Source organism: Motilibacter peucedani (genome assembly GCF_003634695.1).
Taxonomy (GTDB): Bacteria; Actinomycetota; Actinomycetes; order Motilibacterales; family Motilibacteraceae; genus Motilibacter; species Motilibacter peucedani.
The window spans coordinates 1-26,122 of sequence record NZ_RBWV01000002.1; the positions used below are offsets into that span (position 1 = coordinate 1).

Annotated in this window: 27 protein-coding genes; 16 read left to right on the forward strand and 11 right to left on the reverse strand. The window is 73.4% G+C overall.

Features of this window, described 5'->3' with window-relative positions; all coding sequences use genetic code 11:
- Window positions 1-91: 91 nt before the first annotated feature.
- The gene (locus tag CLV35_RS00675; RefSeq protein WP_183061550.1) at window positions 92-679 is read right to left on the reverse strand and encodes a DUF4245 domain-containing protein; all 588 of its coding nucleotides are present in this window, start codon (window positions 677-679) and stop codon (window positions 92-94) included.
- Window positions 680-782: 103 nt separating this feature from the next.
- On the opposite strand from CLV35_RS00675, the gene glpX reads away from it, so the two are divergent.
- From glpX to CLV35_RS00700, 5 genes are read left to right on the forward strand one after another with little or no spacing between them, the layout of a single operon-like run.
- A complete protein-coding gene (gene glpX, locus CLV35_RS00680; protein ID WP_121191515.1) occupies window positions 783-1,817 on the forward strand; it encodes a class II fructose-bisphosphatase in 1,035 nt (344 codons plus the stop codon).
- Between the two features lie 26 nt (window positions 1,818-1,843).
- A complete protein-coding gene (locus tag CLV35_RS00685) occupies window positions 1,844-2,749 on the forward strand; it encodes a carbohydrate kinase family protein (RefSeq protein ID WP_231121251.1) in 906 nt (301 codons plus the stop codon).
- An 18-nt stretch (window positions 2,750-2,767) separates the two neighbouring features.
- On the forward strand, window positions 2,768-3,700 hold the full coding sequence (locus CLV35_RS00690) for an ABC transporter ATP-binding protein (RefSeq protein WP_231121253.1): 933 nt from the start codon (window positions 2,768-2,770) through the stop codon (window positions 3,698-3,700).
- A complete protein-coding gene (locus tag CLV35_RS00695; RefSeq protein WP_121191518.1) occupies window positions 3,697-4,509 on the forward strand; it encodes an ABC transporter permease in 813 nt (270 codons plus the stop codon). The genes CLV35_RS00690 and CLV35_RS00695 overlap by 4 nt, the downstream gene beginning before the upstream one ends.
- A complete protein-coding gene (locus tag CLV35_RS00700) occupies window positions 4,506-4,973 on the forward strand; it encodes a hypothetical protein (protein WP_121191519.1) in 468 nt (155 codons plus the stop codon). The genes CLV35_RS00695 and CLV35_RS00700 overlap by 4 nt, the downstream gene beginning before the upstream one ends.
- On the opposite strand, the gene CLV35_RS00705 is transcribed toward CLV35_RS00700, so the two are convergent.
- Window positions 4,937-7,966, reverse strand: a complete 3,030-nt coding sequence (locus tag CLV35_RS00705) for an alkaline phosphatase family protein (RefSeq protein ID WP_147431824.1) — start codon at window positions 7,964-7,966, stop codon at window positions 4,937-4,939. The genes CLV35_RS00700 and CLV35_RS00705 overlap by 37 nt on opposite strands.
- 143 nt (window positions 7,967-8,109) lie before the next feature.
- Here CLV35_RS00705 and CLV35_RS00710 point away from each other — a divergent pair, with 143 nt between their 5' ends.
- From CLV35_RS00710 to CLV35_RS00720, 3 genes are read left to right on the forward strand one after another with little or no spacing between them, the layout of a single operon-like run.
- Window positions 8,110-9,021: an ABC transporter ATP-binding protein gene (locus tag CLV35_RS00710; RefSeq protein ID WP_231121255.1), complete on the forward strand. Its 912-nt coding sequence runs from the start codon at window positions 8,110-8,112 to the stop codon at window positions 9,019-9,021.
- On the forward strand, window positions 9,018-9,845 hold the full coding sequence (locus CLV35_RS00715; protein WP_121191521.1) for an ABC transporter permease: 828 nt from the start codon (window positions 9,018-9,020) through the stop codon (window positions 9,843-9,845). The genes CLV35_RS00710 and CLV35_RS00715 overlap by 4 nt, the downstream gene beginning before the upstream one ends.
- Window positions 9,846-9,898: 53 nt before the next feature.
- The gene (locus tag CLV35_RS00720; protein WP_183061552.1) at window positions 9,899-11,179 is read left to right on the forward strand and encodes a M48 family metallopeptidase; all 1,281 of its coding nucleotides are present in this window, start codon (window positions 9,899-9,901) and stop codon (window positions 11,177-11,179) included.
- Between the two features lie 14 nt (window positions 11,180-11,193).
- Here the strand turns inward: CLV35_RS00720 and CLV35_RS19780 are convergent, their stop codons facing one another.
- Window positions 11,194-11,340 (reverse strand): hypothetical protein, encoded by a 147-nt coding sequence (locus CLV35_RS19780; RefSeq protein WP_183061554.1) that lies wholly within the window; start codon window positions 11,338-11,340, stop codon window positions 11,194-11,196.
- A 387-nt stretch (window positions 11,341-11,727) separates the two neighbouring features.
- Here CLV35_RS19780 and CLV35_RS00725 point away from each other — a divergent pair, with 387 nt between their 5' ends.
- The 4 genes from CLV35_RS00725 to CLV35_RS00740 are packed head-to-tail and all read left to right on the forward strand — an operon-like array spanning window position 11,728 to window position 15,883.
- Window positions 11,728-13,026 (forward strand): bifunctional o-acetylhomoserine/o-acetylserine sulfhydrylase, encoded by a 1,299-nt coding sequence (locus tag CLV35_RS00725; protein WP_121191523.1) that lies wholly within the window; start codon window positions 11,728-11,730, stop codon window positions 13,024-13,026.
- Entirely contained in the window at window positions 13,023-14,195 is a 1,173-nt protein-coding gene (gene metX, locus CLV35_RS00730) for a homoserine O-acetyltransferase MetX (protein ID WP_121191524.1), read from the forward strand. Before CLV35_RS00725 ends, metX begins: the two co-directional genes overlap by 4 nt.
- A gap of 18 nt (window positions 14,196-14,213) precedes the next feature.
- Window positions 14,214-15,611, forward strand: a complete 1,398-nt coding sequence (locus tag CLV35_RS00735) for a class II fumarate hydratase (RefSeq protein ID WP_231121257.1) — start codon at window positions 14,214-14,216, stop codon at window positions 15,609-15,611.
- 2 nt (window positions 15,612-15,613) lie between these two features.
- Window positions 15,614-15,883, forward strand: a complete 270-nt coding sequence (locus CLV35_RS00740; RefSeq protein WP_121191525.1) for a lipopolysaccharide assembly protein LapA domain-containing protein — start codon at window positions 15,614-15,616, stop codon at window positions 15,881-15,883.
- A 1-nt stretch (window position 15,884) separates the two neighbouring features.
- On the opposite strand, the gene CLV35_RS00745 is transcribed toward CLV35_RS00740, so the two are convergent.
- From CLV35_RS00745 to CLV35_RS00760, 4 genes are all read right to left on the reverse strand, one after another.
- Window positions 15,885-17,225 (reverse strand): PhoH family protein, encoded by a 1,341-nt coding sequence (locus tag CLV35_RS00745; RefSeq protein WP_231121258.1) that lies wholly within the window; start codon window positions 17,223-17,225, stop codon window positions 15,885-15,887.
- Between the two features lie 230 nt (window positions 17,226-17,455).
- Window positions 17,456-18,217 carry an isoprenyl transferase gene (locus tag CLV35_RS00750; RefSeq protein WP_121191527.1) on the reverse strand — a complete coding sequence of 254 codons (762 nt, stop codon included), beginning with the start codon at window positions 18,215-18,217 and terminating at the stop codon, window positions 17,456-17,458.
- 31 nt (window positions 18,218-18,248) lie between these two features.
- Window positions 18,249-18,803, reverse strand: coding sequence for a hypothetical protein (locus CLV35_RS00755; protein ID WP_121191528.1), 555 nt, complete (start codon window positions 18,801-18,803; stop codon window positions 18,249-18,251).
- Window positions 18,804-18,813: 10 nt separating this feature from the next.
- Window positions 18,814-20,871 (reverse strand): thioredoxin domain-containing protein, encoded by a 2,058-nt coding sequence (locus CLV35_RS00760; protein WP_121191529.1) that lies wholly within the window; start codon window positions 20,869-20,871, stop codon window positions 18,814-18,816.
- A gap of 123 nt (window positions 20,872-20,994) precedes the next feature.
- Between CLV35_RS00760 and CLV35_RS00765 the strand changes: the two genes are divergently transcribed.
- Complete coding sequence (locus tag CLV35_RS00765) at window positions 20,995-21,450, forward strand: tudor domain-containing protein (protein ID WP_121191530.1); 456 nt, start codon at window positions 20,995-20,997, stop codon at window positions 21,448-21,450.
- Here the strand turns inward: CLV35_RS00765 and CLV35_RS00770 are convergent.
- The gene (locus CLV35_RS00770; protein WP_121191531.1) at window positions 21,447-22,034 is read right to left on the reverse strand and encodes a TetR/AcrR family transcriptional regulator; all 588 of its coding nucleotides are present in this window, start codon (window positions 22,032-22,034) and stop codon (window positions 21,447-21,449) included. The genes CLV35_RS00765 and CLV35_RS00770 overlap by 4 nt on opposite strands.
- A 132-nt stretch (window positions 22,035-22,166) precedes the next feature.
- Here CLV35_RS00770 and CLV35_RS00775 point away from each other — a divergent pair, with 132 nt between their 5' ends.
- Window positions 22,167-22,739: a hypothetical protein gene (locus CLV35_RS00775; RefSeq protein ID WP_231121260.1), complete on the forward strand. Its 573-nt coding sequence runs from the start codon at window positions 22,167-22,169 to the stop codon at window positions 22,737-22,739.
- Here CLV35_RS00775 and CLV35_RS00780 read toward each other — a convergent pair.
- From CLV35_RS00780 to CLV35_RS00790, 3 genes are all read right to left on the reverse strand, one after another.
- Window positions 22,697-23,740, reverse strand: coding sequence for a sodium:calcium antiporter (locus tag CLV35_RS00780; protein WP_231121262.1), 1,044 nt, complete (start codon window positions 23,738-23,740; stop codon window positions 22,697-22,699). The two genes, CLV35_RS00775 and CLV35_RS00780, sit on opposite strands and share 43 nt — an antisense overlap.
- 66 nt (window positions 23,741-23,806) lie before the next feature.
- Complete coding sequence (locus tag CLV35_RS00785) at window positions 23,807-23,989, reverse strand: hypothetical protein (protein ID WP_121191534.1); 183 nt, start codon at window positions 23,987-23,989, stop codon at window positions 23,807-23,809.
- Between the two features lie 35 nt (window positions 23,990-24,024).
- On the reverse strand, window positions 24,025-24,438 hold the full coding sequence (locus CLV35_RS00790) for a hypothetical protein (RefSeq protein ID WP_121191535.1): 414 nt from the start codon (window positions 24,436-24,438) through the stop codon (window positions 24,025-24,027).
- A gap of 95 nt (window positions 24,439-24,533) precedes the next feature.
- Here CLV35_RS00790 and CLV35_RS00795 point away from each other — a divergent pair, with 95 nt between their 5' ends.
- Entirely contained in the window at window positions 24,534-25,043 is a 510-nt protein-coding gene (locus CLV35_RS00795) for a MarR family winged helix-turn-helix transcriptional regulator (RefSeq protein ID WP_183061555.1), read from the forward strand.
- A gap of 14 nt (window positions 25,044-25,057) precedes the next feature.
- On the forward strand, window positions 25,058-26,113 hold the full coding sequence (locus CLV35_RS00800; protein WP_121191537.1) for a glucose 1-dehydrogenase: 1,056 nt from the start codon (window positions 25,058-25,060) through the stop codon (window positions 26,111-26,113).
- Window positions 26,114-26,122: the final 9 nt, after the last annotated feature.

The following is a 26,122-nucleotide window of genomic DNA, read 5'->3' on the forward strand; positions in this document are numbered from 1 at the left end:
GGCTCCACGAGTACAACCATCACAGGCTCCACACCGCCATCGGGCAAGTCCCACCCATCACAAGGTTGACCAACCTCACTGGGCAGAACAGCTAGGACCGCAGCGCCCGCGTGAGCTGCTCGAGCTCGGCCCACGACGCGGTGCCGCCCACGACGGTGGTCTGCCCGTCGGTCGTGTTCCACAGCGCCCGGTGGTCGCGCAGCGACGAGAACGTGCGCACCCACGCCGTGCCGCCGATCTGCAGCACGCCCTGGGTGGTGCCGCGCTCGGTCATCTCCCCCACGAACGCGTAGGGCGCCCGGTCGCTCTGCTCGACCGACGCGTAGGCGTCCTTCGGCGTCACGAACCCGATGTGCCAGTGCGTCGTGCCGTTGCGCCGGTCGGTGCGGGTGCTCGTCGGCCGCCACCCGGCCGGCAGACCCTCGGGCGCCACGACCGCGAACGACGCCGTACGCCGTGCATCGGCCAGCGCGCTGCTGTAGTCGATCTCGTGCACCGGGCTGCCGCCCTCGCGCGGCGAGGCGAGCACGATCACACCGACGACGGCCAGGACGGCGAGCAGGGAGAGCACGAGGTCGCGGACCGAGCCGCGCCCGCGGCGGGCGTGCGACTCGGCCACGGTCTCCCCGTCGGTGACGGGCTCCGGGGTCGGCGGCGTGCTGCTCAGCGGGGTGCTCACCCCTCCATCGTCCCCGATGCCGCGCCCGGGCGCCGCGCGAGGAGGTCGGTGATCGTGACCTCGCTACGATGTGCCGCCACGCCCCGGAACTCGGAGGAGCTCCATGGAACGCGACGTCGCCGTACCCCCCACGCTGCGCGTGGGTGCCGAGGCACCCGACCGCAACCTGGCGCTCGAGCTCGTGCGCGTCACCGAGGCCGCGGCGATGGCGGCCGGGCGCTGGGTCGGGCGCGGCGACAAGAACGGCGCCGACGGCGCAGCCGTCAACGCCATGCGCCAGCTCATCACCACCGTCGGCATGCAGGGCACGGTCGTCATCGGCGAGGGCGAGAAGGACGAGGCGCCGATGCTCTTCAACGGCGAGCGCGTCGGGTCCGGCGACGGGCCCGAGTGCGACGTCGCGGTCGACCCGGTCGACGGGACGACCCTGTGCGCCAAGGGCATGGACAACGCGATCGCCGTCATGGCGGTCGCCGAGCGCGGCACGATGTTCGACCCGTCGGCCGTCTTCTACATGGAGAAGATCGCCACCGGGCCCGAGGCCGCCGACGTCATCGACATCACCGCGCCGGTGCGCGCCAACATCAAGTGGGTCGCCAAGGCCAAGGGCGGGCGCAACGAGGACGTGACGGTCGTCATCCTCGACCGGCCGCGCCACGCCGGCCTGGTCGAGGAGGTCCGCAAGACCGGCGCCCGCATCAAGTTCATCTCCGACGGCGACGTCGCGGGCGCCATCATGACGGCGCGCGAAGGCACCGGCATCGACCTCATGCTCGGCATCGGCGGCACGCCCGAGGGCATCATCGCCGCCTGCGCCCTCAAGTGCCTGGGCGGCGAGATCCAGGGCCGGCTCTGGCCGCAGGGCGACGCCGAGCGGCAGAAGGCGGTCGACGCCGGCCACGACCTCGACCGGGTGCTGCGCATCGACGACCTGGTCAGCAGCGACAACGTCTTCTTCGTCGCGACCGGCGTCACCGACGGCGAGCTGGTGCGCGGCGTGCGCTACTCCCACGGCGCCGCCCACACCCACTCGATCGTCATGCGCTCCAAGAGCGGCACGATCCGCACCATCAAGTCCGAGCACCAGCTCTCCAAGCTGCGCGCCTACTCCGCCATCGACTTCGACCACGCTCGCTGAAAGGGCCCCTCCACTTGATCACCGTCGTGGGCGAAGCCCTCATCGACGTCGTGCGCCGCACCGACGGATCCGTCTCCGACCACCTCGGCGGCAGCCCCTTCAACGTCGCGGTCGGCCTGGCCCGACTGGGCTCCGAGGTGGGCCTCGCCACCCGGGTCGGTCCCGACGAGCACGGCCGCAGCCTGGTCGCCCACCTGCGGGCCGAGGGCGTCGAGCTCCTGGGCGAGGCCGAGGGGCTCGCCCGCACGAGCACGGCCACCGCCACCCTCGACGCCGAAGGGGTGGCGAGCTACGAGTTCGACCTCGACTGGGACCTGCCCGAGCTGCCGCTCGCCGCCGGCTCGACCGCCCTGCACACCGGCTCGCTCGGCGTGACCATCGAGCCGGGCGCCTCGACGGTGCTGCGCACGATGGCCGCGGTGCGCGAGCGGGTGCTGGTGTCCTACGACCCCAACGCCCGGCCGAAGCTGACGCCCGACCACGGTGCGCTCGTGCGCCGGGTCGAGGAGGCCGTCGCGCTCGCGCACGTGGTCAAGGCCTCGGAGGAGGACTTCGAGTTCCTCTACCCCGGCACCGACTTCCGCGAGGTCGCGGCCCGCTGGCTGCAGGGCGGCACCGAGCTCGTCGTCGTCACGCGCGGCGGCGACGGCGCCTGGGCCTCGACCAGCGGCGTCCGGGTCGACCTGCCCGCCCTGCCCACCGACGTCGTCGACACGGTGGGCGCGGGCGACGCGTTCATGTCCGGCCTGCTCGACGCCCTGCGCCGGGCCGACCTGCTCTCCGTCGACTCCCTCGACCGGCTCCGCTCGCTCGACGAGCCGACGCTGCGCCGGCTGGCGCTGGAGGCGGCGACCGTGGCCTCGATCACCTGCGAGCGGGCCGGCGCCAACCCTCCGACCCGCGCCGAGCTCGAGGCCCGGCTGGCGCGCTGAGCCGGGTGGACTGACGTGGTGCCCGCCGTCGACGTACGCGGTCTGACCCGCCGCTTCGGCGGCACGCTCGCGCTCGACGGGGTCGACCTCCACGTCGCTCCCGGCACCGTCCACGGCCTGCTGGGTCCCAACGGCGCCGGCAAGACGACCCTGCTGCGCATCCTCGTGGGGCTGGTGCACTCCGACTCGGGCAGCGTGCGCGTCCTCGGGCAGGACCCCGCCGCGGGGCCGCGGGCGCGTGAGGGCGTCGCCGCGCTGATCGAGGCACCGAGGTTCCGGCCGGCGCTGAGCGCCGAGGACAACCTGCGCATGCTCGCCGACCTCGACGGCGGGCGAGCGGCCGCCGTGCTCGACGAGGCGCTCGCCACGACGGGGCTGACGGCGGAGCGCCGGCGTCCGGTGCGCCACTTCTCGCTCGGCATGCGCCAGCGGCTGGGCATGGCCGCCGCTCTCGTGCGCGAGCCCCAGCTGCTGGTGCTCGACGAGCCCGCCAACGGGCTCGACCCGGCCGGGAGCCGCGACATGCTCGACCTGGTGGGCAGGCTCGCGGCCGAGGGCCGCACGGTGCTGCTGGCCAGCCACGACATGGCCGACGTGGCCGCGGCCTGCGACGACGTGACGATCCTGGTGCGTGGCCAGGTGGCACGCAGTGGTCCAGTCGCCGCGCTGCGGGCCGAGGCTCCTGCGCCCGCCCACCTGCTCGAGACCGCCGACGACGCGCGCGCCGCCGAGGTCGCCGCCTCTCTCGGCCTCCCGGTCTCGCGCACGCGTGGCGACACCCGCGACGACGCGCTGCTCGTGAGCGCGGCGCAGGGCTCGATGGACGCCCTGGTGGCGGCCCTCGCAGCGGCCGGCGTGCCGGTGCGCACGCTGCGCGTGCAGACAGAGCCTCTGCAGGCGCTGTTCTTCGAGCTCACCGAGCCCGAGCGCGCCCGGGAGCCGGCGTCGTGAGCCGGGCGCTGGTGGTGGCGCGCTGGGAGCTGCGCTCGTTCGCGGCGCTGTGGCGCGTACGCCTCTGCCTGCTCGTCTGCCTGCTCGCACCGTTCGCCTTCGTCGCGGGCGTGAGAGGCCAGACGCAACTGCCGGAGGACTCGCTGTTCGGGCGCTGGGTCACCGAGTCCGGGTTCGCGCTGCCCCTGCTGGTGCTCGGGTTCGTCGCCCAGTGGGCCGCGCCCGCCCTCACGGCGCTGGTGGCCGGTGACGTCTTCTCCGGCGAGGACGCGCGCGGCACGTGGAAGACCGTGCTGACGCGCTCCACCAGCAGGGGCGAGGTCTTCGCCGGCAAGGTGCTGGCCGCGGTCGTCTGGACCGTGGTGCTCATGGTCGTGCTGACGGCCTCGAGCACGGCGGCGGGGCTGCTCGTCGTGGGGCGGCAGCCGCTCGTGGGCCTCTCCGGCCAGCTCGTGCCGGCGGGCCACGCGTTGCCCGACGTTCTCGGCTCCTGGGCTCTGACCCTCCCGCCCGTGCTCGGGTTCACCTGCCTCGCGCTGGCGCTGAGCGTCGTGACGCGCAGCAGCGTCGTGGGGGTCGTCGGGCCGGTCCTCGTCGGGCTGGCCATGCAGCTCTACCCGTTCCTCGGCCGCTCCGACGTCATCGGCCACCTGCTGCTGGCGTTCCACCTCACCTCGTGGCACACGCTGCTGCTCGAGCAGCCCGGGCTGCGCCCGGTGCTCGAGTCCCTGGCCGTCAGCGCGGCGTACGCCTGCGCCGCGCTCGGCGTCGCGTGGTGGCGGTTCAGCGACCGGGACGAGCTCGGATGAGCACCCGCCTGCGTCGTCCCGCAGCGGGGCTCCTCGCCGCCGCCACCGCGACGGCGCTGCTGGCGGGCTGCGGACCCGACGACGTCACCCAGCCCGACCTCGAGTCGACGCTGGCCTCGAGCTTCGCCCGGCTCTACGTGCGCCAGCAGCAGCTGCTCGGCCGTCCGGGCCTCTCCCCCGACGCGCTGGCCGTGCGTGCCAGGTGCGACAAGCCAGGTGCCGGCGCCAACCGCGGCGCCGGTGCCTGGACGTGCACCGTCACGTGGTTCGGCCCCGACGGCACGCCGCTCGAGGCGGACTACGAGCTGCAGGCCAAGGCCGGCGGCTGCTTCACGGCCGCCGGCCAGCCGGCCGTCGTCGGGGCGCCTCGACTGGAGGCGCCCGACGGCGGCCGGTTCGTCAACCCGGTGGCCGCGATCGACGCGTGCTACCTGCCCGGGGCCGAAGCGCGCGCGGCGGCGTAGATGCGCGCCTGCTCCTCGGCGTAGGCACCTCGCGCCATCGTGGACTTGTGCTTCGAGAGCTCGAGCGACTGGAAGTAGAGGTTCGTCAGGGCGCCGATCTGCTGGGTCCCCGAGTCGTAGGAGCCCTGGCCCAGCGGCGCGGCCAGCTTCCAGATCCGCGAGACCTCGGCCGGCACCTTCGCCGTGGCGGCCGGTGAGGCAGGCACCGCGGTGAAGGGCGTGTAGTCCGGGGTCGTCGTGAAGTAGTCGAGCAGGTCGTTGGCCAGCAGGTCGCCGTAGCTCATCGCCGGCAGGTCGAGGAGCTCCTCGATCGTCTTCGGGACCGAGACGGTCGAGCCGAGGGTGTGGACGACCGCCCCGCGCTTGGCCCACGGCGACACCACGGTCGTGTAGGTGCGGTGCGCGTAGACGTGGTCGGGCGAGCCCTGCGCGTCGTCCTGCGTGATGAAGACCGCGGTGTCCTTCCAGATCGCCGAGTGCGAGAGGTAGTCGACGACCCGGCCCACGGCGAGGTCGTTGTCGGACACCTCGGCGGTCGGCGTGCAGGGCGTGAGCCCCGGAGCGGCGCACCCGCCGGTGTGGTCGTCGGGCAGCCACAGGCTCGTGAACTCGGGGGCCGTGCCCGCGTCGACGAGCTTGCCGAAGTCGGAGATGAACTCCGTCGCCCGGCGCTGGTCGCTGATGCGCAGGTTCCAGCTCGGGTACTTCTCGTCGAGGTGGCCGGCGAGGACCTTGAGCGCCGGGAGCGTCTCGCTGTAGGTGCCGCCCAGCCCGACGGTCGGCGAGGTGGTGTCGGCGATGGACGCGTAGGTCGCGTTGTCGCACCCGGGCTTCGGGTCGTCGCTGCAGAAGTCGGGGCTCGAGCCGTCGTCGAACCCGCTGATGCGCAGGTTGTCGCCGTAGTCGCGGTAGGACTTCCCGTTGCGGGCCATGGCGTTGTAGATGTAGCCCTGCAGCGGGTAGTCCTCGGGGTCCTGGTTCTTGATGTTGGTCAACGGGCGCTGGAACCGGGTGAGGACCGTCTTCTGGCTGTAGTCGTTGCTCGTGCCCGTGAGTGCGAACTGGTGGCCCTCGTTGGACTCCTCGGAGTCGGCGTGGTTGTTGTCACCCACCACGAACTGCTCGGCGATCTTCCTGGTGTTGGGCACGTAGGGGCCGTACTGCGCGTGGGCCGGGCTGCCGTTGGCGCCGCGCGCGTTGAGCACGGCGTCGTCGCCGAAGTAGGTGTCGTAGCTCTTGTTCTCGCGCAGGATGAAGACCACGTGCTTGATGCCGGCCTGCAGGGTGGCCAGCTTCTTCTTGTCGTAGGTCTTCTTCACGACCGTGTTGGCGATGACCCGCGCCGTCGAGGCCTCGAGGTCGAGCCCGCGCAGCGCGACCTTCTGCACCGAGCCCCAGCTCCAGTTGACGTCGGGGTCGGTGTAGACGCCCGGGGCGGTGTAGGTGCCCTGGTAGCCGTAGGGCGAGCCGGCGCCCTTGGAGTTGGTGACGTAGAGCGAGCTGCCGTCGGGCGAGACGGTCACGCCGGTCGGGTACCAGCCGGTGGGGATGCGGCCGCGGTAGTGCGGGTGCTGCGGGTTGTTGCCGAGCGAGTAGACCGCCACGCTGTTGAGGCCGGCCTCGGCGACGTAGAGCGTCTTCTGGTCGGGGCTCACGGCGAGCGCGTCGGGCGTCAGGCCGTAGGTGCCGGGGCTCTCGCCGTCGGTGTAGCCGAGGTTGCCGAGGTGGACCGGCTCGTCGAGCAGGACCCGGCGCAGCACCTTCTCCGAGGCCGGGTCGACGACGGCGATGGCGTCCTCGTTGGCGTCGGCGACGAACAGCGCGCGGTGCGAGCCGCGGGCCGCGTAGGCCAGCGCCGAGGGGTGGGTGCCGCCGACGATGTTGAGCCCGTCGATGGGGCGGGCCAGCGAGATCGTGCTGGCCGCCGAGAGGCCGCCGCCGAGGCTCAGCACCGAGAGGCTCGACGACTTCGTCGGGCTGGTGTCGGGGTTGGCGTAGCGGTTGGTCGCCCCGCCGCCCACGTGCGGGGAGTAGGTGTGGGTGACCGTACCGGTCGCCGGGTCGGTGGTGCCGACGCCGTCGGCGAAGGTGCGCGTGGTGACGCCCCAGTTGCTGACGAACAGCTTGCTGCCGACCTGCTGGGCGGCGTAGGGGAAGTAGCCGACCGGCACGGGCGTGCCGGGCGTGTCGGTGGCGAGCGACACCGGCGTGACCGAGTTGCCGTTGTTGTTGACGACGTAGAGGGTCTTGCGGTCGGCCGAGACGGTGAGCCAGCCGGGCGCCGCCATGCCGTAGGTCGCCTGCGTCTTGTCGGTGGGCACCGGCATGGGGATCTGCACAGGATCGAGCGGGTGGGCGACGGTGCCGTCGGCGGCCACCGCGTACTCGTAGAGCACGTCGCTCACGCCGCCGCTGGCGTAGACGGTGTAGCCGCCGCCCTGCGCCGGCAGCACCGCGAGCCCGAGGAACAGCCCGTTGGCCGCGTCGCTGTTGACGCGCCCGTTGGACGCGACGCTCGGGTTCGGCGGCGCCAGGCGCTTCGGCGCGGGCAGCGAGGCGACGACCTCCATCGTGGCGGTGTCGGTGATGCTGACGGCGTAGGACGACAGCGCCGTGCCCGCACCGTTCTTGGTGTCGGCCGGGTCGACCGCTGTGCCGGTGCGCGCAGGGGTGTTGCGCTCGTCGTCGTTGCTCGTGAGCAGGAACCTGCCGTCCGGGGTCAGCACCGAGTTGAGCGGGAACTGCCCCGTCTGCACGCTGACGCCCGCCGGAGTGACCCGACGGCCGTTGGGCAGCGTCGCGTCGAACGAGCCGGGCGAGTCGGGGCCGGGCACGCCGGTCGACGGCGCCCCCAGGCGGGCGAGGTCGGCCCCGGTCAGGACGCCGGGGCCCGTGCCGGCGTCGGCCGCGCCGCCCTGGACGGCGAAGGGGACGATCGCCGCCGCGGGCAGCGCCACTGCGGCGACGAGGGGGACGAGACGGCGTAGGCGCATGCGGGCTCCCTGGGGTCGGAGCGGACGCCCGCTCCGGTGGCAGGGTGCAACCTACGCCTGTTCGCACCGGTTCCGACAGGTCTCGACGCTCCTGTGGAGAACTCGGGTGACTCCGTCGGTGCCGGGGCCTAGTGTCGGCGGACGTGACGACACCGCTGGCCATCTCGCTGCGCGAGGTGCACAAGAGCTTCGGCGAGGTGCACGCGGTCAACGGGCTCACGCTCGGGGTCCGCGAGGGCATCTGCTTCGGCCTGCTCGGCCCCAACGGCGCGGGCAAGTCGACGACCATGCGGCTGCTCACGGCCCAGGCGCTCGCCGACTCCGGCGAGATCGAGGTGATGGGCCTGCCGGTGCCGCGCGCCTCGAAGCAGGCCCGCGCGCTCATGGGTGTCGTCCCGCAGAAGGACAACCTCGACGAGGAGCTCACCTGCGAGCAGAACCTCGAGGTCTTCGCCCACCTCTACCGCGTGCCGTCGCGCGAGCGCGCCGCAGCCGTGCGCCGTGCGCTCGCCATCGCGACGCTCACCGACCGCGCGGACACCAAGGTGCAGAAGCTCTCGGGCGGCATGCGCCGCCGCCTCCTGATCGCCCGCGGCCTGGTCCACCGGCCCTCGCTGGTGCTCCTCGACGAGCCGACCGTCGGCCTCGACCCGCAGGTGCGCCAGGAGCTGTGGTCGCTGATCGACCGGCTGCGCAGCGAGGGCGTCACGGTCCTCATGTCGACCCACTACATCGAGGAGGCCGAGCGGCTGGCCGACGAGGTGGCGGTCGTCTCGGCCGGCGCGGTCATCGCCCACGGCGACCCGGCGTCCCTGCTCGACACCCACGCCGGGCGGCTCGCCTACGAGTACTACGGGCCGCCGCCGCGCCTGGCCGAGATCGAGGCCCAGGTGCAGGGCGCCGGGCTGCCCACCCGGCGCACCGGACCCTCGATCTCGGTGCTGCGGGCCGAGACCCTGCCCGAGGAGCTCGCGCGCGTGCTGGGCGAGCGCTCGGAGCGCCCCGCCAACCTCGAGGACGTCTTCGTCACGCTGACCGGGGAGACCGTGCTGTGACCACCACCGACCCGACGACCGCCTCGACCGCAGGGGTGCGCGCGGAGCCCGCCGCCCTGCGCCGGTTCGAGCTGCCCGCCCTGGCAGGGGTGTGGAAGCACGAGACCACGCTCTACAAGCGCTACTGGCGCTCGACGACGTTCTCCTCGGTCGTCGAGCCCACGATCTACCTGCTCGCGTTCGGCACCGGCTTCGGCACGCTGGTCGGGCGCATCGGCGGCTACCGCTACCTCGACTTCCTCGGCACCGGGGTCGTCGCCACCGCCGTGCTGTTCACGGCTGCCTTCACCGGCATGTTCCAGACCTTCATCCGCCGCACCTTCCAGCACAGCTACGACGCCCTGATGGCGGCCCCGATCGACGTGCACGAGGTCGTCCTCGGCGAGGCGTCGTTCATCGCGGTGAAGTCCGGCGCCTACGGCCTCGCCCCGCTGCTGGTGGCGGTCTGCTTCGGGCTCGACCCGTCCGTCGGCATGGTGCTCGTGCCGCTCATCGGCTTCGTCACCGGCCTCGGCTTCGCCCTCGCCGGCATGCTGGCCTCGGCGGTGGTCCCCTCCATCGACTCGTTCAACTACATCATCTCGGGGCTGCTGACCCCGCTGTTCCTGGTGGCAGGGACGTTCTTCCCCATCACCCAGCTGCCGGGCTGGGGACAGGCCCTGGCGCGGTTCAACCCGCTCTACCACTGCGTCGAGCTGGTGCGCCACGCCGTCTTCGGGCTGCACCCGCTCGCCGACCTCGGCCACGTCGCGGTGCTCGTCGTGTTCGCCGCGGCCATGGGCTGGCTGGCCGTGTGGCGGCTGCGGGTGCAGCTGATCGACTGAGGCCCCGCCGGAACCGCCTCCTGCGCCCACCGCGCTCTGCCAGGATGCGGCCGGTGACCGCGACGAGCACGCCTCTGTGCCCCGAGTGCTCGGCCCAGCTGCCCGACGACCCCCGCTTCGTCGTGTGGTGCCGCGCCTGCGACTGGAACGTCGAGCCCAGGCCGTCCCGCCCGGAGCCCGTGGGCCGGCTGCAGCGCCGACGCGCGGCGCTCGCCACCTCCCTCGGGGACGCGCTCTTCGAGCAGACGCGCAGGGCGACCGTCGACGCCGCCGCCCTCCGTCCGCGGCTCGGCCTGGCGCGTGCTGCGGCCGTCGCCCTCGCCGTGCCGGTGCACGGGCTCACGGTCGCGGTCGCCGGTGCGGCAGTCCTCGCGGCAGTCGCCGTGGACCGCCGGCCGCTCGGCCTCGCGGTCGCCGCGTTCCTCCTGCTGCTGGCATGGTTCGTCCGTCCACGGCTCGGGCGGCTGCGCACCGGGCCGGACACCGTGGCACACAGCGAGGCGCCCGCGCTGTTCGCGGTCCTCGACGCGATCGCGGGCGTCGTCGGCGGGCGACCGGTCGAGGTGGTGCAGGTCGACGGGCAGTGGAACGCGTCGCGGGCTGCGCTCGGTCTGCGCCGCAGGGAGCTCGTGACCCTCGGGGCTCCGCTGTGGGCGGCGCTGCCTGCGCAGTCGCGCGTGGCGCTGCTCGGGCACGAGCTGGCGCACGGGGCGAACGGCGACCTGCACGACCTCGCCGTCGTCGGCGGTGCGCTGACGACGCTGGAGGCCTGGGCGGAGCTCCTGCTGCCCCAGCGGAGGACGACGACCGACCGGTGGCACGCCGACTGGAGCGAGCAGACCTTCTGGCGCCTGGGCGGGTGGCCGCTCTACGCGGCGGTACGCGCCTACGCCGGCATGCTCGAGCTCGTGCTCCTGCGCTCCTCGCAGCGCGCGGAGTACTACGCCGACGTGCTCGCGGTGCAGGTCGCCGGCTCGGCCGCCGCGGCCGACCTGCTCGAGGTGCTGGAGCTCGACCGCACGACCCTCGACGCGCTCGACCGTGCCGTGCGCAGGGGCGACCGGCACGGCCTGTGGGCGCTGGCACGACGGCACCTGCGCGAGCTGCCGGACTCGGAGCGCGAGCGGCTCAGGCGCGTCTGCGAGCGCGCCGGGCACGCCGTCGACGCCACCCACCCCCCGACCGGTCTGCGACGCCGGCTGGCGCTGGCGCTGGCGCTCCCACCCACCGTCACGGTCCCCGACGAGGCGTGGGCGGCAGCCGACGCAGAGCTCGCCGCCGCGATGGAGCGGGCCGAGCGCGCCTACGCGGAGCGTGTCTCGCTGGTGCGCTGAGCCGCGCGCAGGGACTACTTCGACCAGGAGCGGCCGGCCTGCGAGGACCCCGGCTGGTGCGACGAGCCGGCGACGGCGTGCGACTCGACGGCGACGGCACCGCCGAGGGCGAGGACGAGCGAGAGGGCGACGAGGCCACGACGGGCGCGGGTGGTGCTCACGGGTGCTCCTTGGTCAGGTGCGCGTCGGTCGCGCAGGAGCAACAGTGCGGCACCGCGCGACGGCCTCGCCACGGAACGCGACCGGAGTCGTCCGACCGGCGCAGTCGGAGGTCCTGGGCCCCTACGGCCCTCGCTTGACCTGACCGGAGCGGTGCACAACACTGCAGCCATGTCGACGACGCCTGCGCTGTTCGCGCGCCGCCACGTCGACCTGATGCGCGTCGTCGCCGCGGCCTGTCGCTGCGCCTGAGCGCTCCCGCTCTCCGCGCGACCCGCTCCACCGCCCGCAGCGCGCCGAGCGCTGCGTACGACCCCGCCTCGCGTGCGCCTGCCTGCGCGCCGCGACGAGGACTCCCGCCACCTCCCCCACCGCACAGGAGCAGCACGATGACCGACGACCAGCAGTGGAGCTTCGAGACGCGCCAGGTGCACGCCGGGCAGACGCCCGACGGCGCGACGAACGCCCGCGCCCTGCCGATCTACCAGACGACGTCATACACGTTCCGCGACAGCGACCACGCCGCGGCGCTGTTCGGGCTCGCCGAGACCGGCAACATCTACACCCGCATCATGAACCCGACGCAGGACGTCGTCGAGCAGCGCATCGCCTCGCTCGAGGGCGGCGTCGGCGCGCTGCTGACTTCGAGCGGGCAGGCCGCCGAGACCCTGGCGATCCTCAACATCGCGCAGGCCGGCGACCACATCGTGTCGTCGAGCCGGCTCTACGGCGGCACCTACAACCTGTTCCACTACACGCTGCCCAAGCTCGGCATCACCACCTCCTTCGTCGACCCCGACGACCTCGACGCGTGGCGCGCCGCGTTCCGGCCCACCACCAAGGCGTTCTTCGCCGAGACGCTGGCCAACCCGAGCGGCCACGTGCTGGACACCGAGGCGGTGGGGGCGCTCGCCCACGAGCTCGGCGTGCCGCTGATCGTCGACAACACGATCCCGACGCCGTGGCTCAACCGGCCCCTCGAGCACGGCGCCGACATCGTCGTGCACTCGGCGACGAAGTACATCGGCGGGCACGGCACGGCCATCGGCGGCGCCATCGTGAGCGGCTCGTCGTTCGACTGGACCGCGCAGGCCGAGCGGTTCCCGGGCCTGACGACGCCGGACCCGAGCTACCACGGCGTCGTCTACACCGACGCGGTCGGGCCGCTGGCCTACATCATCAAGGCGCGCGTGCAGCTGCTGCGCGACCTCGGCCCGGCGATCTCGCCCTTCAACGCCTTCCTGCTCTCCCAGGGCATCGAGACCCTCAGCCTGCGCATGGAGCGCCACATCTCCAACGCCCAGCGCGTGGCGGAGTGGCTGGAGGCGCGCGACGAGGTGCAGACCGTGCACTACGCGGGCCTGCCGTCCTCGCCGTGGTACGACCGTGGCCGGCGCTACCTGCCCCGCGGCACCGGCGCGGTGCTGGCCTTCGAGATCGAGGGCGGCATCGAGGCCGGGCGCGCCTTCGTCGACGCCCTCGAGCTGCACAGCCACGTCGCCAACATCGGCGACGTCCGCAGCCTGGTCATCCACCCCGCGTCGACGACCCACTCGCAGCTCTCGCCCGAGGAGCAGCTCGCCTCCGGTGTCACCCCGGGCCTCGTGCGCCTCGCCGTCGGCATCGAGGGCATCGAGGACATCCTCAGCGACCTCGACGCCGGTTTCCGGGCCGCGAAGAGCAAGTGAGCGCCGCCGGGCAGGAGGCCGGCCCGGCTGGGCACCGGCAGTTCGCCGACCTCGGCGACCTGCCGCTCGAGCTGGGCGGCGTCCTGCCCGGCCTCACCGTCGCCTACGAGACGTGGGGCACTCCGGCACCGGACCGTACGAACGCGGTGCTGGTCCTCCACGCCCTCACGGGCGACTCGCACGTCGCCGGCCCGGCCGGCGAGGGCCACCCGACGCCCGGCTGGTGGGACGCGGTCGTCGGACCGGGCAAGCCGCTCGACACCGACCGCTGGTGGGTCGTGGCGCCCAACGTGCTCGGCGGGTGCCGCGGCACGACCGGCCCGGCGAGCCGGCGGTCCGACGGCTCTGTCTGGGGCAGTCGCTTCCCCCGCACCACGATCCGCGACCAGGTCGCGGCCGAGGCGCTGCTCGCCGACGCCCTCGGCATCGGGCGCTGGGCGGCGGTGCTGGGCGGGTCGATGGGCGGCATGCGGTCGCTCGAGTGGGCGGTCAGCCGCCCGGAGCGGGTGGGCGCGGCGCTCGTGCTGGCCGTCGGGGCGGCGACGAGCGCCGACCAGGTGGCGCTCGGCTCCGTGCAGCGCAGGGCCATCGCCGTCGACCCGGCGTGGCAGAGCGGCGACTACCACGACACCGGCACCCGTCCCGAGCACGGGCTCGCGCTCGCGCGGCAGATCGCACACCTGACCTACCGCAGCGAGCAGGAGCTCGCGCTGCGCTTCGGCCGCAGCCCGCAGGGCGACGAGGACCCGCTGCTCGGCGGACGGTTCGCGGTCGAGTCCTACCTGCAGCACCACGGCTCCAAGCTCGTAGGCCGCTTCGACGCCGCGAGCTACGTGGCGCTGACCTCGGCGATGGACACCCACGACGTCGGCCGCGGGCGCGGTGGCGTGGCCCGGGCGCTGTCGCAGGTGCCCGTGCCGACCGTCGTCGGCGGCGTCGACAGCGACCGGCTCTACCCGCTCGCCCAGCAGGAGGAGATCGCCCGGCTGCTCCCGCACGCCGACGGGCTGCACGTCGTCACCTCGCCCTACGGCCACGACGCCTTCCTGATCGAGGCCGAGCAGGTCGGGCGGTTGGTCGAGCGGACCCTGTCGCACGCACGCACCTCCGGCGCATCCGGCAGGATGGGTGTCGACGGTGGACAGCGTGTCGAGAGCAGAGGGCAGTGAAGCGCAGTGGGTGACGCAGTGCAGCAGGGTTTCCGGGTCGAGCACGACTCGATGGGCGACGTGCTCGTGCCGGTCGACGCCAAGTGGCGGGCGCAGACCCAGCGCGCGGTGGAGAACTTCCCGATCTCCGGCCAGCGCATCGAACGGGCCCACATCGAGGCGCTCGCGCGCATCAAGGCCGCGGCCGCCAAGGTCAACGCCGAGCTCGGCATCCTCGACGCGCCGGTAGCGGAGGCGATCCAGGAGGCGGCCGACCAGGTGGCCCGCGGCGACCACGACGACCACTTCCCGATCGACGTGTTCCAGACCGGCTCGGGCACCTCGAGCAACATGAACACCAACGAGGTCGTCGCCACCCTCGCCACCGAGCTGCTCGGGGCGCCGGTGCACCCGAACGACCACGTCAACGCCTCGCAGTCGTCGAACGACGTCTTCCCGTCCTCGATCCACATCGCCGCCACGAGCGCCGTCGTCAACGACCTCGTGCCGGCCCTGCAGCACCTCGAGGCGGCCCTCAGCGCGAAGTCGCGCGAGTGGGCGACCACGGTCAAGAGCGGGCGCACCCACCTCATGGACGCCACGCCGGTGACGCTCGGGCAGGAGTTCGGCGGCTACGCCGCCCAGGTCCGCTACGGCGTCGAGCGCCTGCAGGCGAGCCTGCCGCGCGTCGCCGAGCTGCCGTTGGGCGGCACTGCGGTGGGCACCGGCATCAACACCCCCGCCGGCTTCTCGGCCAAGGTCATCGCCGAGGTCGCCGCCGTCACCGGCCTGCCGCTCACCGAGGCCCGTGACCACTTCGAGGCGCAGGGCGCGCGCGACGGGCTGGTCGAGCTCTCCGGCCAGCTGCGCACGATCGCGACCTCGCTCTACAAGATCAGCAACGACGTGCGCTGGATGGGCTCGGGGCCGCGCACCGGGCTCACGGAGCTCTTCCTCCCCGACCTCCAGCCGGGCAGCTCGATCATGCCGGGCAAGGTCAACCCGGTCATCCCCGAGGCTCTGTGCATGGTGTGCGCGCAGGTCATCGGCAACGACGCCACCGTCGCCTTCGCCGGCGCCGCAGGCAACTTCGAGCTCAACGTCATGCTGCCGGTCATCGCCCGCAACGTGCTCGAGTCGATCCGCCTGCTGGCCAACATCTCCCGGCTGTTCGCCGACACCTGCGTCGACGGACTGGTCGCCAACGAGGAGCGGTGCAAGGAGTACGCCGAGTCCTCCCCCTCCGTCGTCACGCCGCTCAACCGCTACATCGGCTACGAAGAGGCCGCCAAGGTGGCCAAGCAGTCGCTGGCCGAGCGCAAGACCATCCGGCAGGTCGTGCTCGAGCGCGGCTACGTCGACCAGGGCAAGCTGACCGCCGAGCAGCTCGACGCCGCTCTCGACGTGCTCTCGATGACGGCGCCCGCGAAGGAGTAGCCATGTCGAACCCCGAGCAGCTGCCCCCGCCCCACCGCACTGGTCGGGCGTGGGCGGCACTGGTGCCAGCTGGTCTGGTGCTGGTCGTCGTGCTGGTGTTCGTGCTGCAGAACCTCAAGCGCACGAAGGTGAGGTTCCTCTGGCTCGACGGCAGCTTCCCGCTCGGGGTGGCCCTGCTGCTCTCGGCCGTCCTCGGCGGGCTGCTGGTCGCCCTGGTCGCCAGCGTCCGGCTGCTCCAGGTGCGGCGCACCGCCCGCCGAGGCCGCCGCTAGCTCAGATCTGCAGGTCGCCCAGCATGTCGGTGACGAGCGCGGCGATCGGCGAGCGCTCCGAGCGGGTCAGCGTGACATGGGCGAACAACGGGTGGCCCTTGAGCGCCTCGATCACCGACGAGACGCCGTCGTGGCGGCCCACCCGCAGGTTGTCGCGCTGGGCGACGTCGTGCGTGAGCACGACGCGTGAGCCCTGGCCCACCCGCGACAGCACGGTGAGCAGCACGTTGCGCTCCAGCGACTGGGCCTCGTCGACGATGACGAAAGCGTCGTGGAGCGAGCGCCCGCGGATGTGGGTCAGCGGCAGCACCTCGAGCATCCCGCGGTCGAGCACCTCGTCGACGACCTCGGAGGAGACCAGCGCGCCCAGGGTGTCGAACACCGCCTGGGCCCAGGGCGACATCTTCTCCGACTCGGAGCCCGGCAGGTAGCCGAGGTCCTGGCCGCCCACCGCGTACAGCGGCCGGAACACCACGACCTTGCGGTGCTGGCGGCGCTCCATCACCGACTCGAGCCCGGCGCACAGCGCCAGGGCCGACTTGCCGGTGCCGGCGTTGCCGCCGAGCGAGACGATGCCGACCTCGGGGTCGAGCAGCAGGTCGAGCGCGATGCGCTGCTCGGCGCTGCGGCCGTGCAGGCCGAACGCCTCGCGGTCACCGCGTACGAGCCGCACGCTCTTGTCGGGCGCGACGCGCCCGAGCGCCGACCCGCGCTCGGAGATCAGCCGTATGCCCGTGTGGCACGGCAGCTCGCGGGCGACGTCCAGCTCGACGCGGTCGACGTCGTAGAGCGCGTCGACCACGCTGGCGCCGACCTCGAACTCGGTCATGCCGGTCCAGCCGGACTCGACGACCTGCCCGCTGCGGAACTCCTCCGCGGCGAGGCCGACCGCGGACGCCTTCACCCGCATCGGCAGGTCCTTCGAGACCAGCACGACGTCGCGGCCCTCGGCGGCCAGGTTGCGCGCGACCGAGAGGATGCGGGTGTCGCTGTCACCGAGACGGAAGCCCGCGGGGAGCACCGAGGCGTCGGTGTGGTTGAGCTCGACCTGCAGCGTGCCCCCGAGGTCGCCCACGGGCAGCGCCTGGTCGAGGCGGCCGTGCTCTATGCGCAGGTCGTCGAGCAGGCGCAGCGCCTCGCGGGCGAACCAGCCGAGCTCGGGGTGCGCGCGCTTGGCCTCCAGCTCGGTCACGACGACGAGCGGCAGGACGACCTCGTGCTCGGCGAAGCGCATCGGAGCGCGGGGGTCGCTCAGCAGGACGCTGGTGTCGAGGACGTACGTGCGGCGCGTCGGTGCGTCGTCAGCAGGCAGAGCGGCGGCGGGGAGAGGAGCAGTGACCACGAGTACTCCCGGTCGGGCGCGCACCCCGCGCCCGGCGTGTCAGCGTCGAGCGGCGGCGGTCCGGGACCTGGCCCGAGGGCCGGGTGCCGGCCCCCAACTACGTCCACAGTCGCGTGGTACGAGCACGAGTGGGCCTCCGGTGGCGGCGGACGGGTTGCCCGCCGTCGGAGCCGACGCTAACCGCTCGCGGCGCCGCGGGTGCGGCAACACGCGCGTCGAACAGGTGAACCTCAGCTGCCGAAGCGGCGCTGGCGCGTCGCGTAGGCCCGCAGCGCCCGCAGGAAGTCGATGCGCCGGAAGTCCGGCCACAGCGCGTCGCAGAAGAAGAACTCGGAGTGCGCGGTCTGCCACAGCAGGAAGCCCGAGAGCCGCTGCTCGCCCGACGTGCGGATGACCAGGTCGGGGTCGGGCTGGCCTCGGGTGTAGAGGTGCTCGCTGATGTGCTCGACGTCGAGCACCTCGGCGAGCTCCTCGATGGTGGTCCCGCGGGCCGCGTGCTCCTGCAGCAGGCTGCGCACCGCGTCGGCGATCTCGCGCCGCCCGCCGTAGCCGACCGCCACGTTGACGTGCAGCCCGTCACGGTCGGAGGTCGCCGAGGCGGTGTCCTTGAGCAGCCGGGCGGTCTCCTGCGGGAGCAGGTCGAGGGCGCCGACGGGGTGGACGCGCCAGCGGCCGTTGGCGGCCAGCTCTCGCACGACGTCCTCGATGATCCGCAGCAGCGGACCGAGCTCGGCCGGCGGCCGGGTCAGGTTGTCGGTGGAGAGCAGCCACAGCGTGACGACCTTGACCCCGGACTCCTCGCACCAGCCGAGGACCTCGGTGATCTTGTCGGCGCCGCGGCGGTGCCCGGCGTGCGTCTGCTCGCCGCTCGCCTTCGCCCAGCGCCGGTTGCCGTCGAGGATGATGCCCACGTGGTGAGGAGTCCGCGCCGTGTCGAGCCGCCGCGCCAGCCGCGCGGCGTAGGCGGCATAGGCGACGTCCCTCAGCCCCACGCGCCCTCCCAGAGCCCCGGATGCGGGAACACTACCCCCGGGGCTCGGGGCCGCGGTCGCGCACCCGCTCGACGTGCTCGAGCGCCTCGCGCAGCTCCGCGAGCCAGCTCTCGCTGTGCTGGCCGACCAGGCGGACGCACCAGGCCAGGGCGTCGGCCCGGGAGCGCGCGACGCCCGCGTCGACGAGGGTGTCGAGCACCCGACGCTCGGGCTGGCGCAGCCGCGTCATGACCGGGACGGCGAGGTGGGTGAACAGGTGGGTCTCCGTGCCGCTCGACACGCCCCACGCGACCTTGCGGCCGAAGGTGTGCTCGGCCTCGCGGGCGACGGCCATGCGCTGCTCGCGGGTCTCCTCGCGGAACCGCTTCGCCCGGCCGGCGAACGCCGCGGCCCGCTCGGCCTCCGAGGCGTCGCTGCCCAGGTCGGGGGCCGGCAGCGTGCCGACCACGACGATCTCCTCGCGGTCCACGGTGACCGAGGGCGCACCCTCGAACCAGCCGTCGGGCAGCCGCCCGACGAACCATCCCCGCAGCCGCTCCTCCTGCTCGCGGCGCCGTGCGCCGCTGTCGTTCTCTGGTGTGGTCATGAAGCAATGATTACTCGATTACAACGCGATCGGAAGGTGGTTCTCCTACAGCGGACGGGTGCGCGCCGAGCTCGTCGAGCAGGCGGCGGAGCTCGGCGGGCGAGGTGACGGGCCGGCGGCACGCGAAGCCCTCGCAGACGTACGCCGCCGGCTCGCCGTCCACGAGCGGGCGGTCCTGCAGGAGGGGTACGCGGTCGTCCCCCGGCGCGCCGCGCACCACCGCGACGCCTGGGCTGGTCGCGGCCAGCGCCGCGCGGTGCAGCTCGACGGTGCGCGGGTCGGCGGGCTCCCCGACGACCGCGATCTCGAGCGGGCCGGCGAGCAGCGCCTCCCCCACGGCCAGGCCCCAGCCACCGGCGCGCGGGTAGCGGCCGGCGACCAGCGTGGCGACCCCGAGCGCCCGCTCGGCGACCTCCCGCGCCTGCGTGCGGCCGGTCACCGCTGCGTACGTCGCCAGCGCGCCCGCGAGCGCGAACTGCCCCGAGGGCGCCGGGCCGTCGAGCGGGTCGCGGGGACGGCGTACGAGCCCGCTGTCCGGCGGTGCGTCGTAGAACCCGCCGTCGTCGGCGGCGAAGAGCTCGACCGCCGTGTCGAGCAGCTCGGCCGCGGCCTCGAGCCACCGTGCGTCCCCGGTCGCGGCGAGCAGCGCGAGCAGACCCTCCGCCAGGTCGGCGTAGTCCTCGAGCACACCGGCGCTCGTGCCGGCGACGCCGTCACGACTGGTACGCAGCAGCCGCCCCCCGCGCGACTGCAGCCCGATTACGAGCTCCGCAGCGGCGCCCGCCGCCTCGACGAAGTCGCTGCGCTGCAGCAGGATGCCGGCCTCTGCGAGGGCCGCGACCGCGAGCCCGTTCCAGCCGGCGACGACCTTGTCGTCGCGCCCGGGACGCACGCGCTCCGCCCGTGCGGCCAGCAGACGTGTGCGGACCGACGCCCACCGCTCGTCGTCGGCCGGGTCCTCGAGCAGCTGCAGCACCGAGGTGCCGTGCTCGAAGGTGCCCTGCGGCGTGACGCCGAGCAGGTCGGCCGCCCAGTCGCCGTCGTCGTCGCCGAGCACCGACGACAGCTGGTCGCGGGTCCAGACGTAGAAGCGGCCCTCCTCGCCCTCGCTGTCGGCGTCGAGGGAGCTGGCGAACCCGCCCTCGGGCGTGCGCAGCTCGGCGAGGAGGAAGTCGCCGGTCTGCTCCGCCACCCGGCGACCGAGCGGAGACCCCGTGAGGCGCCACCAGTGGAGGTAGACGCGCAGGAGCAAGGCGTTGTCGTAGAGCATCTTCTCGAAGTGCGGCACCACCCACTCGGCGTCGACCGAGTAGCGCGCGAACCCACCGGCGAGCTGGTCGTAGATGCCACCGCGTGCCATCGCCTCGAGCGTGCCCTCGGCCAGGGCGAGCGCACGGGCGTCGCCGACGCGGGCGCTGTGCCGCAGCAGGAACTCGAGCACCATGGACGGCGGGAACTTCGGCGCGCCGCCGAACCCGCCGCGCGCGGCGTCGAAGTCGGCAGCGAGCGCCTCGACCGCAGCGGCGAGCTCGGGCTCGCCGGGTGGCTGCGTGCCACCTGCGACCACCGAGCGCTCGCCGAGCTGCTGCAGGATCGAGGCGGCCGAGCTGCGCAGCTCGGCGCGCCGCGTCTCCCACGCCTGGCCGACGGAGCTCAGCACCTGCTGGAACGACGGCATGCGGTGCATCGGCCGGGGCGGGAAGTAGGTGCCGCAGAAGAACGGCTCGCCCTCGGGCGTCGCGAACACCGTCATGGGCCAGCCGCCGTGGCCGGTCATCGCCTGCGTGGCCTCCATGTAGACCGCGTCGACGTCGGGACGCTCCTCGCGGTCGACCTTGATGCAGACGAAGCGCTCGTTCATCAGAGCGGCGGTCGCCGGGTCCTCGAACGACTCGTGCGCCATCACGTGGCACCAGTGGCAGGCGGCGTAGCCGACGCTCAGCAGGACGGGCACGTCGCGCCGTCGCGCCTCGGCCAGTGCCTCGTCGCCCCACTCCCACCAGTCGACCGGGTTGTCGGCGTGCTGGAGCAGGTAGGGCGAGGTCGAGGCGGCGAGTCGGTTCCCCATGTCCCCAGCACAGCAGACGGCACCGGCGAGCCGGATGGCACGGGGGTGCGCCGGGCTCTGGACGGCGGTCGGGGACGGCGCTAGCGTCGTCGGCAGCCATCAGCGCTCCTAGGGGGACGAGCAATGAAGCGCAGCACTCTCGGGGCAGCCACGGCGGCCCTCGCCCTGGCGGCCCTCCTGCCGCAGCAGGCCGCGCAGGCGGCCGACCACACCATCGGCCGCGGCACCGTCCTCGCCGCGGGCACCGACGACATGAACAACGGCGAGGGCATCATCTGGGAGAGCGGGTCCGGCCGGGTCCGCCACCTCGGAGCGGGCACGTGGAAGTCGCAGGACTTCTACGAGTGCGGCTTCGACGAGGACGGCGCCTACTGCGACGACACCTACTACTTCGACTTCTGGCTGGCCGACGGGTCCGGGTCGTTGACGGGCATGGACCCCGACTCGCCCACCGTCCAGCTCCAGGGCACGGGGTCGCTCGCCGGGTGGAGCGGGCGCGTCTCCCTGGTCCGCAAGACGGTCGGACACCGCGACGTCCGGCTGTTCGAGGGCGAGATCACCGCGCCCGCCGAGCGCTAGGCACCGGCCGGAGCGGGAAGCAGGCCGTCGACGCCGGCGATGAGCGTGTCGCTCACGAGCTCCGGGTCGAACAGGCACCCGGCGGCCATCGCACCGTCTCGCAGCATGACGAAGTGCCGCGCGGCAGCGTCAGCGGTCGCAGCGTCGATGCGCGCGAAGACGCTCGCCAGGGTGTCGAGGAACCACTGCCGGTGCTCGAGCACGGCCTGGTGCACGGGCGAGGCCGGGTCGGGGTACTCCGCGACGGCGTTGAGGAACGCGCACCCACGGAAGCCGGACGACCGGATCCCGTCGGCAATGGCTGCGGCGACCGCCCGCAGCACCTCCGCCGGGGGCAGCTTGCCCTCCAGCAGCGGCTGCACCTGAGCCCGCACGGACCGGTCGGCCGACTGCAGGTAGGCGAGGACCAGGTCCTCCTTGCCCGGGAAGTGCCGGTAGAAGGTTGCTCGAGTGACGCTCGCCTCAGCGACGACGCGGTCGACGCCGACGGAGTGGATGCCCTCGGCGTAGAACACCGCGCTCGCCGTGGCCAGCAGGCGGTCGCGGGCAGCGGAGGGACGCAGGTCCGGCTCGCGGGTGGTCATTCCACGAGCCTACGCGACAGAACGTTCGTTCTTGACAGGTGCGGCGACTGCTGAGACAGTTCTCGGCGACAAGCAGAACGATCGTTCTGCCTGCAGAGCCGACTCACCGCCATGCGCGAAGGACCGCCCACCATGACTCCTGCCGCCCTGACCAACCTCTACTCCGCCCGCGCCGGCTTCGCCGTCGTCTGGGCCGTCGCCCTTCTCGCCGCCGGACCCGACCTCGGACCCCTGCAGGTGGCGCTGCTCGTGCTCTACCCGCTCGTGGACGCGGCGGCGACCTCGCTCGACGCCCGGGCCTCGCGCGGGCCGGGCGTCGTCTCGGGGCTCTGGGCCAACGCCGCCCTCAGCCTGGTCACTGCCGCGGCGCTGGCCGCCGCGTGCGCGTCGGGAGTCCCTGCCGTGCTGCGTGTCTGGGGTGCGTGGGCGGTAGTGGCAGGTGTCGCGCAGCTGGCGGTGGGCGCGCGACGGATCCGTGGCACGAGCGGACAGTGGCCTCTGGTGGTCAGCGGGGCCATCTCCGTGCTGGCCGGTGCGTCCTTCGTCGCGATGGCCGGAGGCGACGATCCGGAGCTCACCTCCGTCGCCGGCTACGCCGTGCTGGGCGGCGTGTTCTTCCTCGCCTCCGCGCTGCGCCTGCGCCGGTCGGCGAAGCGCAGCGGTCAGCGCGCGATGGCGACCAGCCCGGCCACACCGACGGCGTAGAGCACGAGCACCACCAGCGAGTCGACGCCCATGCGGGCGGTCCTGCGCCGGGGCCGGAAGAGCAGTCCGCCCATGTAGACCAGGGTCAGCAGGATCGCCACCGCCGTGAGGTAGATGTCGCTGGCGTGCGCCTGAGGGAGCACCGCCTTGCCCGACAGCAGGGTCGCCAGCAGGAAGAGGACCGGCAGGAAGGCGTTGCCTCCGAAGATGTCGCTCATCGCGAGCTGGTAGTCGCCGGCCTTGACCGAGGTGAGCCCGGTCGAGAGCTCCGGCAGGCTCGTGGCCGCCGCCAGGATCGTCGCCCCGAACAGCACGCCGGAGAAGCCGATGTGCTCCGAGATCGCGTCGCCGCTGCGCTCGAGCACCACGCCGGCCACCAGGGTGACCAGGGCCGCGACACCGAAGACGGTGGCCGACCGTGCGGTGCTCACGCCCTTGTCCGTCGCCGCCTTCTCCGCCTTGGCCTGCGAGTGGCCGCGCGGCTCGTCCTGGTTGTCGGGTGCCTCGCCGGACTCGTGCCACGGCAGCGACGTCCCTGCCCGCTGCAGCAGCAGCAGCCCCACCACCCAGAGCACCGCGATCAGCACGGTCGCGGGGGTGAGCCGCCAGACGATCAGGTCGTCGGGGAGCTGGCTGCCCGCGATGACGACGCCGAGGACCGCGACGACGAGCGCGCCCTCGAGCACCAGCACGAGCGAGGCGGCGCGGTAGGTGAGCGGGTGGTCGCCGCGTACGCCGAACGCGTCGAGCGCCACCAGCACGACGGTCTGGATCGCGATGCCGCCGAGGATGTTGCCGACGGCCACCCCGACGTTGCCGCTCACGGCCGCGCTGGCGGTGATCGCGATCTCGGGCAGGTTGGTCGCGATCGCCAGCATGATCAGACCACCGAGCGCCGCACCGAGGTGCAGCCGGGTCGCGAGCACGTCGGTCTGGTTCGACAGCTGGACGCCGGCGACCCAGATCGCCGCAGCTGCGGCAGCGAAGATCAGCAGCAGCAAGGAAAGTGCGAGCCCTGACAAGGAAGGTCCTCCGGTGGTGGGTGGTGGACTGCGTGCTGTCGGTCCTCAGTCCCTCGCGGAGGCGTCGAGGCGGACCTCGGCGCGTGCGGCCACCACCCTCGCGGTGCGCGCGCTCTCGAGCGCGAGGTCACGGGTCGGGTAGGTCGGGCTGCGTCCCAGGACCTCCTCGTCGTGCTGCAGCGACCAGAACCAGCCGCCGCTGTCGCGGAAGACCGTGACTGCCTCCATCGGTGTCTCCTCTCGCTCGAAGGTGGGCGTGGACCTCAGGAGCCGTGGGCGTCGCGGTGGGCGTGTGCGCTCCGGGCGGTCGCGGCCAGCGTGGTGAGCGCGCAGAGCAGCGCGACTCCCCCGACCCCGACCTGCACCCAGACCACGCGGGCGAACCGGTCACCGTCCGAGTCCTCGAGGGCAGTGGCGACAAGCAGCACCACGGCGACGACGAGCGCACCGGTGGCACTGCGCCGCGCGCGCAGGGGCGCCACGAGGTTGCCGACGGCGCACAGGCCGAGCAGCGTCGCGAGCACGACGTCGCGCATGATCAGGTCGGAGCCCGCGCCGGCCCAGTGGTAGAGCCCGAGGGCCGAGACCAGGAGCACGACGGCCGCGCTCATCGTGATCGTCGCCGCGGTCGCCGCCGTCGCCGTGCGGGCTGCCGCTGGTCTGCTGGTGGTCGCCATCGCACCTCCTCGTCGTCTGACCTGTGCATACCCACAGCGTCTGCATCTATGCAACCTTTGGCATGGGACAGGAACGCCGGGGAAAGGAAGCTGTGGTGAGCGGGACAGCGGTGACCGAGGTGCTGCGCGGCGGGCGAGTGCTCGTCGCCATCGCTGCCCGCGCCCTGGCGGCCTACGCGGAGGACGTCACCGTCTCCCAGCTGCGGGTGCTCGTGCTCGTGGGTGGCCGCGGCCCGCTGCGTGCCGCCGACCTCGCCGCCGAGCTCGACACCGACAGCTCCTCCGCGACCCGGCTCATCGACCGGCTCGTCCGCAAGAGGCTGCTCGACCGGCGGCGCGACGAGCTCGACCGCCGGGTGGTGCTGCTCTCGCTCGCCCCTGAGGGCGAGCGGCTGCTCGAGGCGATGAACCGGCACCGGCGGGCAGGCATCGGCCGGCTGCTCGCCCGGCTCGACGACGACGCCCGCGAGCACTTGCGGCTCGGTCTCGAGGCGCTCGCCGACGCCGCGGCCGAGGCGCCCGAGGTCGACGAGCCCGACCAGGTGTGGGCGCTGGGCTGGCAGGCCGACGTGCCCGGCTCCCGCCGGCGCGGCACCGCGACATGACGAGAGGGAGTTCCATGCGCGCACTGACGGTGAGGCCCGGCACCTCCGGCTCCGTGGAGGTGACCGACGTCCCGGAGCCCGCGGCCGCCGACGGGCACCTGCTCGTCGACGGCCTCGCGGTAGGGGTCTGCGGCACCGACAAGGAGATCGCCTCGGGCGACTACGGCTGGGCGCCGCCCGGCGAGGACCGGCTGGTGCTGGGGCACGAGTCGCTCGGCCGGGTGCGCGAGGCCCCCGACGGCTCCGGCTTCTCGCCCGGCGACCTGGTCGTGGGCGTCGTGCGCCGGCCCGACCCGGTGCCGTGCGGTGCCTGCGCCCACGGTCAGTTCGACATGTGCCGCAACGGCCGCTACACCGAGCGGGGCATCAAGGCCCTCGACGGCTACGCGAGCGAGCGGTGGACGGTGGAGCCGGGCTACGCGGTGAAGCTCGACCCCCGGCTCGCCGACGTGGGCATGCTGCTCGAGCCGACGACGGTCGTGGCGAAGGCGTGGGACGAGGTCGAGCACATCGGGCGCCGGTCGTGGTTCGAGCCGCACCGCGTGCTGGTCACCGGCGCCGGCCCGATCGGGCTGCTCGCCGCCCTCCTCGGCGTGCAGCGGGGGCTCGACGTGCACGTCCTCGACCAGGTCGGCGACGGGCCGAAGCCGGAGCTGGTGCGCGACCTCGGCGCGACCTACCACTCCGACGGGCTCGACGCCGCGCTGCGGGCGGCCGGTGAGCCGGACGTCGTCATCGAGGCCACCGGCGTGGCACCCCTGGTCGTCGGGGCGATGAGCGCCACCGCGCCCTACGGCATCGTCTGCCTCACCGGGGTCTCGTCACGGGGGCGCACGGTCAAGCTCGACGCGGGCGGCGTGAACCGCGACCTCGTCCTCGAGAACGACGTGGTCTTCGGCTCGGTCAACGCCAACCTGCACCACTACGAGCTCGGGGCGGAGGCCCTGGCGAAGGCCGACGTCGACTGGCTCCAGCGCCTGGTCTCGCGCCGAGTGCCCGTCGAGCGCTTCGCCGAGGCGTTCGAGGCGCAGCCGGAGGACGTCAAGGTCATCCTGACCCTGGCCCAGTGAGCGAGAGGA